General features: G+C 71.6%; 10 protein-coding genes. 7 read left to right on the top strand and 3 right to left on the bottom strand.

The annotated features are described in order from the left end of the window. The coding region (locus Acy02nite_RS43505; RefSeq protein ID WP_203755312.1) for an AAA family ATPase at positions 1-971 on the bottom strand (971 nt) is incomplete at its 3' end. Positions 972-1528: 557 nt separating this feature from the next. Here Acy02nite_RS43505 and Acy02nite_RS43510 point away from each other — a divergent pair. Genes Acy02nite_RS43510 through Acy02nite_RS43525 form a run of 4 tightly spaced genes read left to right on the top strand, consistent with a single transcriptional unit; the run spans position 1529 to position 5258 of the window. Further along, positions 1529-2683 (top strand): agmatinase family protein, encoded by a 1155-nt coding sequence (locus Acy02nite_RS43510; protein ID WP_203755314.1) that lies wholly within the window; start codon positions 1529-1531, stop codon positions 2681-2683. A gap of 19 nt (positions 2684-2702) precedes the next feature. Then, positions 2703-4118 (top strand): class I adenylate-forming enzyme family protein, encoded by a 1416-nt coding sequence (locus Acy02nite_RS43515; RefSeq protein ID WP_203755316.1) that lies wholly within the window; start codon positions 2703-2705, stop codon positions 4116-4118. After that, the gene (locus Acy02nite_RS43520) at positions 4115-5023 is read left to right on the top strand and encodes an ACP S-malonyltransferase (protein ID WP_203755318.1); all 909 of its coding nucleotides are present in this window, start codon (positions 4115-4117) and stop codon (positions 5021-5023) included. The genes Acy02nite_RS43515 and Acy02nite_RS43520 overlap by 4 nt, the downstream gene beginning before the upstream one ends. Positions 5024-5063: 40 nt before the next feature. Beyond that, positions 5064-5258, top strand: coding sequence for a hypothetical protein (locus tag Acy02nite_RS43525; protein ID WP_203755320.1), 195 nt, complete (start codon positions 5064-5066; stop codon positions 5256-5258). A gap of 203 nt (positions 5259-5461) precedes the next feature. On the opposite strand, the gene Acy02nite_RS43530 is transcribed toward Acy02nite_RS43525, so the two are convergent. Then, entirely contained in the window at positions 5462-7117 is a 1656-nt protein-coding gene (locus tag Acy02nite_RS43530; protein WP_239175832.1) for a flavin monoamine oxidase family protein, read from the bottom strand. After that, complete coding sequence (locus Acy02nite_RS43535) at positions 7114-7902, bottom strand: carbon-nitrogen hydrolase family protein (protein WP_203755322.1); 789 nt, start codon at positions 7900-7902, stop codon at positions 7114-7116. Before Acy02nite_RS43535 ends, Acy02nite_RS43530 begins: the two co-directional genes overlap by 4 nt. A gap of 143 nt (positions 7903-8045) precedes the next feature. Here Acy02nite_RS43535 and Acy02nite_RS43540 point away from each other — a divergent pair, with 143 nt between their 5' ends. The 3 genes from Acy02nite_RS43540 to Acy02nite_RS47040 all read left to right on the top strand — a co-directional run. Then, positions 8046-8522, top strand: coding sequence for a PH domain-containing protein (locus tag Acy02nite_RS43540; protein ID WP_203755324.1), 477 nt, complete (start codon positions 8046-8048; stop codon positions 8520-8522). Then, positions 8519-9988 (top strand): PH domain-containing protein, encoded by a 1470-nt coding sequence (locus Acy02nite_RS43545; RefSeq protein ID WP_203755327.1) that lies wholly within the window; start codon positions 8519-8521, stop codon positions 9986-9988. The genes Acy02nite_RS43540 and Acy02nite_RS43545 overlap by 4 nt, the downstream gene beginning before the upstream one ends. A gap of 80 nt (positions 9989-10068) precedes the next feature. Beyond that, a partial coding sequence (locus Acy02nite_RS47040; RefSeq protein WP_438820878.1) for a type I polyketide synthase occupies positions 10069-16113 on the top strand: 6045 nt, incomplete at its 3' end.

Raw genomic sequence — 16113 nt, forward strand, 5'->3', positions numbered from 1 at the left:
GGCAGGCGCCCGCCGGTGAGCAGGCCGGCGCGCTCGAGGCCGCGCAGGGCGCGTTCAGCGGCCGCGGTGTCGACCTCGGCCAGTCGTGCCAGCGCCAGCGCGGCGGCGTGCGGGTAGTCGTCGAGGACCGCGGCCGCGGCCAGCACCTGGCGGATCCGCGGTTCACAACGCTCGACGTAGCGGCGGATGGCCGAGAGGTACGAGCGGCCGGGGGAGATCTGCCCGGCCTGGTCGAGCGTCTCCAGCACCTTCAGGTCGGCGATCAGCGTCCGGGCCAGCAGCGGGTTCCCGCCGGAGGCACCGGCGCACGCGTCCACCAGGGCGGCGGTCGGCGTGGTGCCCAACGCCTGGGTCAGCAGCTCGCCGATCCCGGCCCGGGTCAGCGCGGGCAGCACGACCTGGTGGTCGGCCGCCAGCTCCAGCAGCTCGGCGTGCAGGTGCGTCTCGGTCGGCTCGACCAGCTCACCGGTGGAGATCACCAGCAGGATCCGGGAGCTGCGGATGCGCCGGGCCAGATAGACCAGGCAGTGCAGCGACAGCGGGTCGACGTGGTGCAGGTCGTCGACGGTGATCAGCACGGGCAGGTGCCGGCTGGTGGCCTGCAGCGCCGAGCACACGTTGTGCAGCATGGTCGGCAGGCTCTGGCCGGGCACCAGGGTGCCACGGGAATGACGGACCGCGATGCGGTGCGCCTCGCGGATCAACAGAGTTCGATCCGATTCGGGAACCGGCAGTTCGTGGCACAGCTGGTTGATGACACTCAGCGGAAGCGCTCGCTCGGCGCGAGCGCCGGTGGCTTGCATGGTGACGAAGCCCGCCGCCGCGGCGCGCTGGACGAACTCGCCCAGCAGGGACGTCTTGCCACTGGCCATCGGGCCGGTGACGGCCAGCAGCCGGCCGTGGCCCTCCTCGCAGGCCGCCAGCGCGGTCGCAAAACCGGCAAGTTGATCGTGCCGTTCGACAAACACCATGCGTGGCTTCTCCCCGAAGTCACTGCCCGTTTTCCCGGGCACTATAGTTCGCTGAACCGGTTAGGGTGAAAAGCATCATGCGGGCACAGCATTGTGCTTCCGACGTTTGAAGAATTGCGGCTACGGAATGCCGTGGCGCGCCGTGATCGACGGCAGCAGTATGTCACTCGTCCGAGGACGAGGGCAACGAAGTGGGTGCGCTCCCGGCCAACGCATACCCGGCAGTCCGGGCATAAGGTGCACTGCATAAATCGTACACATCAGGATAAAGGTGCGGTCGCTGGTGAGCGCGCATGCACTCTGGCCAGCGCGTTTTTTGTTTGAGTGAGTATTTCTTCACTTCTGTTGCGTGTGTTTCCGTTCGTGAGGATCTCTCTCTTAATCACAGTTTTCCACTCGGCTACGTAAATGTGTACGTGACCTGAAACAGGGCATGTGGCGCCCGCCTCGAATCGCCTATAAGTCTGGTCGGATATGAGGCGCTCGGGTGGGGTAGGGGGAGCGCTGGGGTAGGCCCTTAATCGATGGCTGCGTAGCGTGCCCCTGGCTTCGGAACAATGAACGTCAAGCGACTGAACGGTGAGGAAGAGGACGTGACGGAGAACGGCGCGGACGAACCCTGGCGCATCCCGATCGACAGGTCGCAGGCGCCGTCGCGCGAGCCCGGCCCGATCGACCTGCGCCGCACCTTCCTGCAGGCCGCCTACACCGGAATCCCCACCTTCATGGGCACGCCGATCTGCCTGGAACCGGAGGACCTGCGCGCCGGCGGGGTGGACGTGGCGGTCTTCGGCGTCCCACTGGACTCCTCCTCCGGGCATCGCGGCGCCGCCTACGGACCCCGGGCCATGCGCTCCGACGAGCGCTACCTGTTCAACACTCCGGAGCTGATGGTCAGCGCGAGCACCCGGGTGAGCCCGTTCACCAGCCTCAAGGTGGTCGACTACGGCGACGCCCCGATCGACATCTTCAGCGTCGAGAAGTCGCTGCCCTCGATCGCCTCGACCGTCCGCGAGGTCGCCGGCGCCGGCGCGATCCCGGTCATCCTCGGCGGCGACCACTCGCTGATGATCGCCAGTGTCGGCGCCCTGGCCGAGATGTACGGCCCGGACAAGGTCGGCGTCGTCCACTTCGACGCCCACCCCGACTGCCACGAGCACATCTTCGGCCACCGGATCACCCACGGCACCCCGATCTGGCGGCTCATCGAGGAGAGCCGGATCCCCGGCAAGAACTTCGTCCAGGTCGGCCTGCGCACCCCGACCGGCCCCGACGACCAGCTGTTCAACTGGATGCGCCGCCAGGGGCTGCGCACCCACTTCATGGTCGAGATCGAGCGCCGCGGCTTCACGGCCGTCCTCGACCAGGTCATCGAGGAGATCCTCGACGGCCCCGAGTTCGTCTACCTCTCCCTCGACATCGACGTGCTCGATCCGGCGTACGCCCCCGGCACCGGCACCCCCGAGCCGGGCGGTCTCACCCCACGGGAGTTGTTCCCGGCGTTCCGGCGTATCTGCGCGGAGACCAACGTCATCGGCATCGACGTCGTCGAGGTCGCCCCGCACCTGGACCCGGGTTACACCACCACCATGAACGCGCGCCGGGCCATCTTCGAGGGCCTGACCGGCCTGGCCATGAGGAAGGCCGGGATGACCAGCGCCGACTACGTCAACCCGATCGCCTCGGGTCAGCTGAAGTTCCCCCTGACCTGACTCGTCCTAAGGACGGCAGATGACCGCCACTGTCTTCGCGCCCGACTCCGCACAGACCCTCGTGGACCTCGAGTGCTCGGCCGCCCGGGTCGCCGCGGTCCTGGCCGCCCGCGGTGTCCGGCCCGGCAGCCGGGTGCTGTTCAAAGCGGACAACTCGGCCGCCTGGGTCACCGTGTTCCTCGGCCTGGCCCACGCCGGCGCGTCCATCGTCCTGGTCGACCACCAGGACAAAGCCGATGAGACCACCCGCATCCAGCAACTGACCCGAGCCGCGCTGAGCATCGTCGACGACGACTCCGTGCCGCCCCGTGACGGCGAGATCGTCTACCTGTACGAGCTGCTGGCCGCGGCCGCCGCCCGGCCCGCCCCGGATCTGCGCGGACCGCTGGACCTGGACACCTGGCGCGCACGGCCGGACGGACTGATCATGTGGTCGTCCGGTTCCACCGGCGTGCCCAAGGGCGTGGTCAAGACCGGCGCCCGCTTCCTGGAGAACCTCGAGCGCAACGCCGAGCAGATCGGCCATCGCCCCGACGACGTGCTGCTGCCTCTGCTGCCGTTCTCCCACCAGTACGGCCTGTCCATGGTCATGATCGCGTGGCTGGTGCGGTGCTCGCTGGTCATCGCCCCGTACCGGCGGGCCGACCGGGCGCTGCGCATGGCCGCGCAGACGGGCGCGACAGTGCTGGACGCCACTCCCTCGACGTACCGCAGCATCGTCAACATCGTCAATCGGCGGCCGGACCCGATGGCCGATCTCCGCACCGTCCGGTTGTTCTGCAGCGGCGCCGCGCCGCTGGATGCCGCCCTGGTCGACAGGTACGTCGGGATGTGCGGCAAACCCCTGCTGGACAGCTACGGCAGCACCGAGCTGGGCAACGTCGCGTTCGCCACCGAGGACAACCCGGTGGCGACCGGCCGGCCGGTACGGGGTATGGGCGTGCGCATCGTCGATGACGAAGGCGTGGTGCTCAGCGCGGACGAGATCGGCGAGATCGAGGTCGACTCGCCGGACCTCATGGAAGGTTACCTCGACGCCGACGGTGAGATCGTTCCGGCCGCCCGCGGCTGGCGGCGCACCGGTGACTTCGGCAAGCTGGACAAGGACGGCAACCTGTTCGTCATCGGCCGCAAGCTCGCGGTGCACCGCAACGGCTACACGCTCTATCCGGAGCTGATCGAGGCACGTGTCGCCGGCCAGGCCGCCTGCTCCACCAAGGTCATCGCGGTGCCGGACGATCGGCGCGGCAGCTCGCTGGTCTTCTTCGTGGAGGACGAGAGCGGCGCCGATGCGGCCCACTGGCGCGAACGGATCTGTGCGGTCCTGCCCGCGTACGAGCAGCCCAACCGTGTCGTCGTGCTGGAGCGCCTGCCGCTCAACCGCAACGGCAAACCCGACCGCAAGGCCCTGGAGAAACTCGCGGTGACCGCGTGAGCTCGGCGATCGTCTTCCCTGCCCTGTCACCGATCCGGCGGCGGGACCTGGGAACCTTCCTGATGATCCACCCGTACGCCCGGCGCCGTCTCGCCGAGGCGAACGAAACCCTGGGATACCACCTGGCCGACGCGCTCGCCGACGCCCCGGCCGACGACGACTACGCCGAGCCGGTGCAGGTGGCGGTGTTCGTGGCGTGTCTGGCGCTTGCCGAGTGGGCCACCGAGCACCTGGGCGCCGCGCCGTCGTTCTGCGTGGGCCCCAGCTTCGGCGAACGGTCGGTGCTGGCCTACACCGGCGCGTTGTCGTTCCCGGACACCGTGCGCCTGGTCGACGAGATCGCCCGGACCGAGCGGGCCCACTTCGCGACGGCGCATCAGGACGTCGTCACCCACTCGTTCACCCGGATCCCGCCGGACCTGCTGCCCACCCTGCTGGGCTCGCTGAGCTGGCACGACATCTCCGGCCGGCTCGACGCGGACTTCCACATGGTGTCGCTGCGCGCCGCCGAGCTGGATCCGTTCAAGGCCGCGATCGGCGAGGCCGGCGGGTACTCGCTCTACACGATGAGCCCGCCCGCGCACTCGTCGCTCTTCACCGACGTCCGCGCGGCGATGGCGACGGTGTACGAGCGGTACCCGATCGCGGCGCCCCGGCTGCCGATCGTGTCGTACCTCGACGGCTCGCTGATCACCGACGTGCCGGCGCTGCGGGAGAGTCTGCTCAACGGCTTCGTTCAGCCGATCCGCTGGCCGGAGACCGTTGCCGCGTTGCGTGAGCACGGCGTCGGCAAGCTCTGGATCGCCGGCCCGGACGCGATGTTCTCCCGGCTGCGCACGACCGCCGACAACTTCGACGTCGAGATGTGTGACCTGCGGCGCGCTCTGGTCAAGCCCCGCCGCTGAGCCGGGAGACGTGGCGGCGTGATGATCGGGGAGAGCGGGAGTGGCTGGTGTAGATCAGGTCCACGAGCCGTTCTGTGTTTCGGGCGATCTCCAGAGCGACATCCAGGCGTTCGCCTGGTTCGATCGTGCGGGCATCGGTGAGTCGCCGTCGCAGTCTGTGCACCTCAGCCAGATGGATGTCGATGGCATCAACGATCTCCCCATGCATTCCGCCTCCTGGCCCTCTGACTGTTGACCGACGCTGGTCGCGCCGGAGACCCCGTCACGACAGGCCTCACCAAAGTAAGTGCAGAGGAGCGGTACGGGGCGGGGTTCACCAAGATCGCACCTCGGTCACCGACCCATCGCCCCTCCTGCGGGCCGCCGGGCAGCGGGTGCGGCAGCGCCTGGCCACCATGCGGCACCCCCCTCCACGGTGCGAAACGCTGAGCGTGGTCGCTAATACGGCAGGTCGATCGGCGCCAGCTCGGCGAAGGCGTCACCCGGGCCGGGGTTGTCAGGATGCGTACGCCCACCCAGGTGGTGCAACACCCCCCAGACCGCATTGAGCGCGGTCGTGACCGCTCCCTCGGCGAACCCGCCGGTCCACGAGACGTCGTCGCCGGCCAGGAACACGCCCCGCCGGCCACGGGGAAGATCGTCCTGCATGAAGTGGGTGAACAACCGGCGCTGGTAGCGGTAGTGCCCCGGCAGGTTCGCCTTGAACGCGCCCAGGAAGTGCGGCTCGTTCTCCCACGTCACGGCGATCGGGGCGGCGATGATGCGGCCGGCGATGTCCACGCCGGGATAGATGCGGCGCAGGTGACGCAACATCACCTCCAGACGCTCGGCCGGCGGTAATGTCGACACCTTCAACGAGTCGTCGTTCCACGTGTACGACAGGCACATCACGCCCGGGCGCGACGGGCCGTCGTCGAACAGATAAACGCCGCGCGGCGTACGGTCGGTCAGCGTCATGCCCATCGCCGGGCGACCGGTCGCCGCGTCGAGGTCGTGCCAGAACGGCCGGTCGACCAGGGCGAACAGCTTCGATCCGCCCATGTAGTGGGTACGCTCGATCGCCGTCCACACCTCGGTCGGGAACAGGCTCTCGTCGGTGTCGATCCGGGAGGTCAGCAACCGCACCTGCGGCGTCAGCACCGCGGCGGTGAACTCACCGGCCTCGCCGGCTGTCTCCACCCGGATCCAGCCGCGGGCCCGTGACAACCGGGTGACCGCCGGGCGCGGGCCGTCCGGGTGCAGCGTGGCCAGCGACGTGCCACGCGGCCAGTGCGCCATCGCGGCGGGGGAGTGCTCCCACAGCCCCAGCGGCAGCCGCTGGGCGCCACCGGCCAGCGCATGGTGATCGGCGTCCGCCCCGGTGTAGACGACCCGCAGGATCTCCAGCACCGAGTTCGGGAAATCGGTGTCCCAGCCGCCGGACCCGAAGCCGACCTGCCCGAACAACTCCCGGTGCCGGAACGAGGCGAACGACGGCGACGACGCCAGGAACCCGTAGAACGACTGGTCGTCGAGGATCGGGACCAGCCGGTTCCACAGCGCCTTGATGGTTGCGACGTCCCGGTGCCGGATCGCGGCGTCCATCGCGGCCAGGTCCGCGCTCTCCTCCAGGGTCTTCTGCCAGGCCTCGCTGACCTCGTGGTAGACCGAGGGAAGATCGTCACCGGTACGCGTGAAATGACGCGACCCGTTGACGTCCACCACGGTGTGCGGCGTCGCCCGCGCCAGCGGATTGGGGAACGGCCGCGTCCGCAGCCCGAGCAGCTCGACGTAGTGCAGCAGCGCGGCCGACGACGCGGGGAACCGCATCGCGCCCAGTTCGGCCACGGTGTCCGGATGACCGGGGAAACGGGCCGTGCGCATCCGCCCGCCGAGCTGCTCGGCCTCGAACACCACCGGCCGCAGGCCCAGGCGCATCAGCTCGTACGCGGCGACCAGCCCGGAGATCCCGCCACCGACCACCGCCACCGGGGTGCCGTGCATGTCCGGCGGCACCTGCCCCAGCCCGGCGGGGTGGGTGAGCCAGCGGTCGTAGCCGAACGGGAAGTCCGGCCCGAGCATGGTGACCGGCGGTGCGTCGTACAGGGTGGTCACCGAACACCGCCGTAGAGCTCGGGACGGCGGTCGGCCAGGTAGGGGGTGGCCCGCCGGGCGGCGGCGAGCGCGTCCCGGTCGAGGTCGGCGACCAGCAGTGGGCCGCTCGGCCGGGACCAGGACCGGCCGTCCGGCCCGGCCACCGTGCTCAGCCCGCAGTACCCGTCGGCGCTGGGGCTGTGCCAGTTGACGTAGGCCAGGAACAGCTGACTCTCGAACGCCCGCGCCGGCACGATCGTGCGGGCCACGAACTCCCACGGCCGGACCAGGGCGGTCGGCACCACGAGCAGATCGGTGCCGGCCAGCGCGTGAGCCCGCACGGTCTCGGGAAACTCGACGTCGTAACAGACGATCAGGCCGACCGTGAAAGGACCGACCTTCGCCTGCACCAGCAGGTCGTCACCAGGCGCGAACGACGAGCGGTCGAACTCGCCGTACAGATGCGTCTTGCGGTACCGGGCCGCGACCGCGCCGTCCGCGCCGACCAGCTGGACGCTGTTGTAGACGGACTTCTCGTCACGTTCCGGCCAGCCGTAGACGATCGCCAGCCGGTGCCGGGCCGCGATCCGCGCGACCGCCGCGGTCAGCGGGCCGTCGGCGGGCTCGGCCAGCTGCGCCATCTGGCCCCGGGTCAGGTGATACCCGGTCGCCGACATCTCCGGCGTCACGAGCAGGCTCGCGCCGCCTCCCGCCGCGGCCGCCGCGAGCTGTTCCAGCTGTCCCAGGAATTCGTCGTGGTGCGAAAGGCCGGCGACCCATTCGGGCTGCCAGCACGCGATTCGCATTGTTTCCGAAGCATTCACCGACGGTTCGCCTCTCGCGAATTCGAGCAACCGGCTCGGGGAATTGCTACCGGGCTCCCGAAATGGCGACAACCCCTAGAAGACTCGGATACCCCAGTTCATGGGAAGCCCTTATGCTCGCTGGCGTGAAAGCCCCCCGGAACCGGCTCGACCGCCGTGCGGTGCGCTGGTGGATCGTGCAGGCCCTGGTGGTGGCGACACCCCCGGTCGCCGTTTTGGCGCTGCTGACCGCGCTGATCGCGCCGGCACGCACCTGGCTGGGGCTGAGCCTGGCGATCACCGGCGCGCTGGCTGTCGCGTACGTCGTGGTGATGCCGTGGTGGCGCTACCGCGTGCACCGCTGGGAGGTCACCGACGACGCCGTGTACGCACTGTCGGGCTGGTGGTGGCAGCGCCGGCGGATCACGCCGATGGCACGCATCCAGACCGTCGACACAGCCAGCGGGCCGATCCAGCGCCTGTTCGGGCTGGCCGGCCTCGTCGTGACCACCGCGTCCGCGGCCGGGCCGGTCCACATCCAGGGCCTCGACCGCTCGCTGGCCGCCGAGCTCGCGCAGACTCTCGCGACCCGCGCCCAGGCCATTCCCGGGGACGGCCAGTGACCTGGGAGCGCCTCGAGCCGCGGATGGTCGCGGTCAGCCTCACCTGGCTGCTCCCGCCGCTGGGCTCCACCCTGCTCACGCTGCTGCTCACCGGCGGTGACCTGAACCTGGCCGCCGTCATCACGCTGGGCGCGATCGTCCTCACCTTCGTCGTCATCGCCGCCGTGTTCGCCGTCCGGCTGGCCACCACCCGGTTCCGGCTCGACGGCGACCGTGTCGAGCTGCGCTCCGGCCTGCTGCTGCGCCGCCACCGCACGGTGCCGCGCGACCGGATCCGCAGTGTCGACGTCACCGCCACCCCGATCCACCAGCTGCTCGGCCTGCGCGTCGTCCGGATCAACCCGGGCGTGCAGGCCGGGGCCGGCCGCCGCGAGGTCGTCCTCGACGGCGTCGGCGTCGCGCGGGCCGAGTCGTTGCGGCGCCTGCTCGATCCCGGCGACGCGGCGCCCGACACCGCGCTGGCCGTGCTGACGTGGCGCTGGCTGCGCTACGCCCCGCTCAGCGTCTGGGGCGTGGCCGGCGTCGGCGTGGTCGTGGGCGGCTTCTTCCGGCTCCTCGACTCACTCCGGATCAACCCGGCCGACGTGGGATTCCTGCGGGACATCTGGTCCGGCCTGACCGGGATGCCGCTGTGGGCGGCGATCGTGCTGCCCGTGCTGATCGTTCTCGGGCTCGGCGCGCTCACCTCACTGAGCACCTTCGTCGAGGGCTGGTGGGGGTACCGCCTGGAGGTGACCGGCGACGCGATCGACGTGCGCCGCGGTCTGTTCAGCACCCGGTCGGTCTGGCTCGACCGGGCGCGGCTGCGCGGAGTGCAGATCAGCGAGCCGCACCCGCTGCGATGGGCCCGCGGCGCCCGGCTCAACGCGATCGCCATCGGACTCGGCACGTCCGAGGACAGATCCACCTCGAACCGCAGCGCGCTGCTGCCACCGGCGCCGAGATCCGAGGCCTTCAGGGTCACCGCGGGCATCTTGCAAGAGGAACCCGATCTGCTGTACGGCCTGAAGCTCACCGGGGCACCCCGGGCAGCCCTGCGCCGGCGGCTGTCCTGGGGCCTCGGTGGCGTGCTGCTGCTCGAAGCGCCGCTCGTGCTGCTCGGCGCGCTGCTCACCGACGTGCTGCTGCACATCGCCTGGATCTCGGCCGCCGTCCTGGTGCCGCTGGCCATCGCCGGGGCGGTCGACGCGTACCGGAACCTGGGGTCCGGGCTGCACGGAAACTACCTGGTCACCCGGTACGGAACCTACAACCGCCGCACCGTGTTGCTCGACCGGGCGGGCATCCTCGGCTGGAGCATCGACCAGTCGGTCTTCCAGCGGCGCGCCGGCATCGCCACGTTCGTCGCCATGGTCGGCGCCGGCCGGGGCGGCTACAAGATCCGTGACGTCGCGGTCGCCGACGGCCTTGCCCTGGCGAGCGCCGCCACCCCCGGAATGCTCGACGAATTGCTAGGGGTCCCTTAGGGGATTGGCGCGCACCGGAACGGCCCTAGCCTGCCGAAATAGTTTGGGCTATTGCTGTTCTTTCGCCGAATGGTGGACGCGTGATGATGAGTTCGTCCGAGGAATCCGGGACGGCCGGAACCGGCCTGCGGGAACGCCTGGCCGGCATGCGGACGCCGGAAGCGCACCGGTTCCTCACCGAATTGGTCACCGGGCTCGCGGCGGCCGCCCTGCGCCGCCCGGCCGGCGAACCGGTCGCCGCCCAGGACACCTTCTTCGAGGCCGGCTTCGACTCGCTGACCGCTGTCGAACTGCACAGCCGCCTGACCGCGGCGACCGGTCTGGCCCTGCCGGTCACCCTGGCCTTCGACTACCCGACGCCGGCCGCCCTCGCCCGCCACCTGCACGCCGAACTGCTCGGCCTGGCCCCCGAACCGGCCGCCGCGTTCACACCGGGCCAGTTCGACGAGCCGATCGCGATCGTCGGCATGGCTTGCCGGTTCCCTGGCGGCGCCGACACCCCCGAGGGCCTGTGGCGCCTGGTCGCCGACGGCACCGACGCCATCGGTGAGTTCCCGGCCGACCGCGGCTGGAACCTCGACACGCTCTACTCGACCGACCCGGATCAGCCCGGCACCAGCTACACCCGCGAGGGCGGCTTCCTCTACGACGCCGGCCGCTTCGACGCGGACTTCTTCGGCATCAACCCGCGCGAGGCGCTCGCCATGGACGCCCAGCAGCGGCTCGTGCTGGAGACCTCGTGGGAGGCCCTCGAACGGGCCGGCATCGTCCCCTCGACGCTGCGGGAACAGCGGGTGGGTGTCTTCGTCGGCGCCGAGAACCAGGAGTACGGCCCGCGCCTGCAGGACGCCACCGACGGCCTCGAGGGATACCTGCTCACCGGCAACGCCGCCAGCGTCGCCTCCGGCCGGGTGTCCTATGCACTCGGCCTGCAAGGACCCGCGCTGACCGTCGACACCGCCTGCTCGTCGTCGCTGGTCGCGCTGCACCTGGCCGCGCAGGCGCTGCGCCAGGGCGAGTGCACGATGGCGCTCGCCGGCGGCGTCGCCGTGATGGCCAGCCCGGCCTCCTTCCTGGCCTTCTCCCGGCAGCGCGGCCTCGCCCCGGACGGACGCTGCAAACCGTTCGCGGCAGCGGCCGACGGCACCGCGTGGGCCGAGGGCGTCGGCATGCTGCTCGTGGAGCGGCTCTCTACCGCGCAGGCCGCCGGGCGCACGATCTTCGCGGTCATCCGCGGATCCGCGGTCAACCAGGACGGCGCCTCCAACGGGCTCACCGCCCCGAACGGCCCCGCCCAGCAGCGGGTCATCCGGCAGGCGCTGGCCAACGCCGGCCTGAACACCGCGGACGTGGACGCCGTGGAGGCGCACGGCACCGGCACCACGCTCGGTGACCCGATCGAGGCGCAGGCGCTGCTGGCCACGTACGGGCAGGACCGCTCGCAGCCGCTGTGGCTCGGCTCGCTCAAGTCCAACATCGGGCACGCGCAGGCGGCCGCGGGTGTCGGCGGCGTCATCAAGATGATCTTCGCGCTGCGCGAGGGCGTGCTCCCGCGCACCCTGCACGTCGACGCGCCGTCCCCGCACGTGGACTGGGACTCCGGCGCGGTGTCGCTGCTCACCGCGGAGCAGACATGGCCGGAGACCGGGCGCCCCCGCCGCGCCGCCGTGTCCTCGTTCGGGATGAGCGGCACGAACGCCCACCTGATCCTGGAGCAGGCCCCCGCCGCCGCCCCGATCCCGGCGGCACCGGCACAGCCCGGCATCACCCTGCTGCCGATCTCCGCCCGCACCCCGGAGGGCTTGCGCGCCCAGGCCACCAAGCTGCTCGACCACCTCGACGCGGACCTGCCCGACCTCGGCTTCTCACTGGCCACCACCCGCACGCACTTCACCCACCGTGCGGTGGTCCTGGCCACCGACCGGGCATCGGCCGAGCAGGGACTGCGGAACCTTGCCCTCACCGGCACCGCCGGCCCCGGTGCGGTGGCATTCCTGTTCACCGGCCAGGGCTCTCAGCGCGTCGACATGAGCCGCACGCTGTACGCGACCGAACCTGTCTACGCGCGCGCCTTCGACGAGGCCGCCTGGTACCTCAACATCCAGCTGGACACCCCGCTCGCCGACGCCCTGGCCGACCCCGAGCTGCTCGCCCGCACCGAGTACGCCCAGCCGGCCGTCTTCGCGATCGAGGTGGCGCTGCTCGCGCTGCTGGACAGCTGGGGCGTACGCCCGGACGTGCTCGTCGGGCACTCCATCGGCGAGATCGCCGCCGCGTACGCCGCCGGAGTCCTGTCCCTGCCCGACGCCGCCGCCCTGGTCGGCGCTCGCGGCCGGCTGATGCAGCAATTGCCCGCCGGCGGCGTCATGCTCGCGGTCCAGGCGTCCGAGGCCGACGTGCGGGCGGTCTTCCCGTCCGTCGACCTGGCGGCGGTCAACGGACCGGCCGCGGTGGTCGTGGCCGGCACCGAGGAGGAGATCGCCCTCGTCGAACAGGGCGCGTGGAAGACGACGCGGCTGCGGACCTCGCACGCCTTCCACTCGCGGCTGATGGAGCCGATGCTCCCCGAGTTCCGCCGGCTGCTGCGCTTCCTCACCTTCCGCGAACCGAAGATCCCGGTCATCTCGACCGTCACCGGGCAGCCGGTCGAGCCCGGCCAGTGGACGAACCCGGACTACTGGGTGAACCACATCCGCGCCACCGTCCGATTCGCCGACGCGGCGGCCCGGCTCGACGGCGCGCACTGCGTCGAGCTGGGACCCGATGCCGTGCTGTCGGCGATGGTCCCCGGCGCCGTCCCGCTGATGCGCCGCGGCCGCGCCGAGCAGCTGACCGTCAAGCAGGCGCTCGCCACCCTGCACACCCGCGGCGTCGAACTGGACTGGCCGGCGCTGTTCCCGCAGGCCCGGGCCGTCGACCTGCCCACCTACGCGTTCCAGCGCGAGCACTTCTGGCTCACACCGGCGCCCGCGGTGGCCGACGGCGAGTTCTGGGACGCCGTCGACCGCGCCGACCTGCCGGCCCTCGCCGCCGAGCTGGGCGTCGAACCGGCCGCCGTCGAGGGCATCCTGCCCGCCCTGACCGGCTGGCGCACCCGCGGCCGGGAGCGCTGGCGTTACCGGATCACCTGGCAGCCGGTGGAGAGCCCGGCCCCGGCGACGCTCACCGGCACCTGGGCCGGAGACGAGCAGTTGCTCACCCGCCTGGGCGCCACGGTCGTCCCGCTCGACCGGGCCACCGACGGCGTCCTGGTCTCACCGTCCTCGCTGTCCGAGGCTCTGCACCTGGTGAAATCCCTGATCGGACGGCAGATTCCGGTCTGGTTCGCCACCGGTGGCGACACCGCCGCGCTGGACGGCTTCGCCCGGGTCGTCGGTCTCGAACACCCCGAACTCTGGGGCGGCCTGCTGCACCTGCCCGAGACCATCGACGACCGCACGGCCGGGCGCCTCGCGGCGGTGCTCAACGGGGCGCTCGGCACGGAGGACCAGGTCGCCGTACGCCCCACCGGAGTCCTGGTCCGGCGCCTGGTCGCCGCGCCGGCCGCCATCGGACCGGCCTGGCAGCCCCGCGGCACCGTGCTGATCACCGGCGGCACCGGCGGGCTCGGCCGCGAGGTCGCCCGCTGGGCCGCGGACAACGGCGCCGGCCGCATAGTCCTGGTCTCCCGCCGCGGCGGGACGACCGACCTGCCCAACGCCGAGGTGCACGCCTGCGACCTGGCCGACCGGGCCGCGGTCGAGGCCCTGCTCGCCGCGATCGGCCCGGTCGACGCGGTCGTGCACGCGGCCGGCGTCGGCGAGGACGCCACCCTGGCCGACGCCGACGAGCACCACTTCCGGCGGGTGTACGACGGCAAGGTCCACGGCGCCGCCCACCTCGACGAGCTGGTCGGCGACGTGGACGCGTTCGTCGTGTTCTCCTCGATCTCCGGTATCTGGGGCAGCCGCGGCCAGGCCGCGTACGCCGCCGCCAACGCCGCCCTGGACGGGCTGATCGAGCGCCGCCGCGCGGCCGGCAAGCCCGGCACGGCGATCGCCTGGGGCCCGTGGGCCGGCGTCGGCATGGTCGCCGACCGGGACGAGACCGCGATGCTGCGCCGGCAGGGCCTGATCCCGCTCCCGCCGGCCCGGGCGATCGCCGCGATGGCCGCGGCCGTCGGCGCCGGCGACGTCACGGTCACCGTTGCCGACGTGCGGTGGGACGAGTTCGTGCCGCTGTTCGCCGCCGCCCGCGAACGGCCCCTGTTCACCGGACTGCACACGCCGCCCGCGACGACCGGTACGGTTTTCTCCACGTTCGGGCAGCGGCTGCTGGAACTGCCCGCGCCCGAGCGCGAACGCCTGGTCGCCGACGTCGTCCGCACCCACGTCGCCGCCGTCCTCGGGCACTCCACCGGCGACGGGATCGCACCGGGCCGGGCGTTCAAGGAGCTCGGCTTCGACTCGCTGACCGCGGTCGAGCTGCGCAACCGCCTGCAGACGGCGACCGGCCTGACCCTGCCGGCCACCCTCGTCTTCGACCACCCGAGCGTCGAGCGGCTCGCCGCGTTCGTCCACGCCCAGCTCGCCGGATCGCTGCCCGCCACCACCGTCACCACGATCGGCGAGGCCACCGACGATCCGATCGTCATCGTGGGTATGGGCTTCCGCTTCCCCGGCGGCGCCGACACCCCGGACGCCCTGTGGGACCTGCTCGCCAACGGCACCGACGCCATCGGGGACTTCCCTGCCGACCGAGGCTGGGACGTCGAGAACCTCTACCATCCCGACCCCGACCACGCCGGCACCTCGTACGCCCGCGAAGGCGGATTCCTGCACGAGGCCGGCTGGTTCGACGCCGGCCTGTTCGGCATCTCGCCGCGCGAGGCCCTGGCCATGGACCCACAGCAACGACTCCTGCTGGAGACCGCATGGGAGGCCTTCGAACGCGGCGGCCTGAACCCGCTCGGCCAGCGCGGCCGGCGGATCGGTGTCTTCGCCGGCTCCAACGGGCAGGACTACGCCACCCAGCGTGACGGCATCCCGGCCGATCTCGAGGGTTACCTGGGCACCGGCACCGCCGGCAGCGTCGTCTCCGGCCGCGTCGCCTACACCTTCGGTCTCGAGGGGCCGGCGGTCACCGTCGACACCGCGTGCTCGTCGTCGCTTGTCGCGCTGCACCTCGCGGTGCAGGCGCTGCGCACCGGCGAGTGCGAGATGGCGCTGGTCGGCGGCGTCACCGTGATGTCCACGCCGGACGCGTTCCTGGACTTCAGCCGCCAGCGCGGTCTCGCCGCCGACGGGCGGGTCAAGGCGTTCGCCGCGGCCGCCGACGGCACCGCCTGGGGCGAGGGCGCGGGGATGCTGCTGGTCGAGCGGCTCTCCGCGGCTCAGGCCGCGGGCCGGAAGATCCTTGCCGTCGTACGAGGTACCGCCGTCAACTCCGACGGCGCGTCGAACGGGCTCACCGCCCCGAACGGCCCGTCGCAGCAGCGGGTGATCCGGCAGGCCCTCGCGGTCGCCGGTCTGCGGCCGTCCGAGGTCGACGCGGTGGAGGCGCACGGCACGGGCACCGCGCTGGGTGATCCGATCGAGGCGCAGGCGCTGCTGGCCACCTATGGTCAGGATCGGTCAGCGTCGCTGTGGCTCGGCTCGGTCAAGTCCAACATCGGGCACACCCAGGCGGCCGCGGGCATCGCGGGCATCGCCAAGGTCATCCTCGCCCTGCAGCACGCCGTCCTGCCGGCCACCCTGCACGTGGACGCCCCGTCGCCGCACGTGGACTGGTCGGCCGGCGACATCTCGCTGCTCACCACCGCGCAGCCGTGGCCGGCCGGGGAGAAGCCGCGCCGAGCCGGTATCTCGTCCTTCGGGGTCTCCGGCACCAACGCGCACGTGATCATCGAGGAGCCGCCCGCCGCTGACATCGGAGTAGCCCCGGCGGCGCTGCCAGTGGTCCCGGTGGTTCTGTCCGGTGCCAGTGAGACCGCGCTGGAGGCCCAGAGTCTGCGGGTCGCCGCGCTGGAGACCGCCGATCTGATGGCGGTGGGTGCCGCCGCGGCGCGTCGGGCGGCGCTGTCGCATCGTGCGGTGCTGCTCGGTGATCAGACCGTGCGCGGTATAGCCGCACCCGCCCAGCTCGGC

The sequence above is a fragment of the Actinoplanes cyaneus genome (assembly GCF_016862095.1).
In the GTDB taxonomy this organism is placed as follows: Bacteria; Actinomycetota; Actinomycetes; order Mycobacteriales; family Micromonosporaceae; genus Actinoplanes; species Actinoplanes cyaneus.

What these genes read in the sequence shown, in the direction of transcription:
- Acy02nite_RS43535 (WP_203755322.1), bottom strand. Translation starts at nt 7,902, where the DNA reads ATGCGAATCGCGTGCTGGCAGCCCGAATGGGTCGCCGGCCTTTCGCAC.
- Acy02nite_RS43515 (WP_203755316.1), top strand. Translation starts at nt 2,703, where the DNA reads ATGACCGCCACTGTCTTCGCGCCCGACTCCGCACAGACCCTCGTGGAC.
- Acy02nite_RS43510 (WP_203755314.1), top strand. Translation starts at nt 1,529, where the DNA reads ATGAACGTCAAGCGACTGAACGGTGAGGAAGAGGACGTGACGGAGAAC.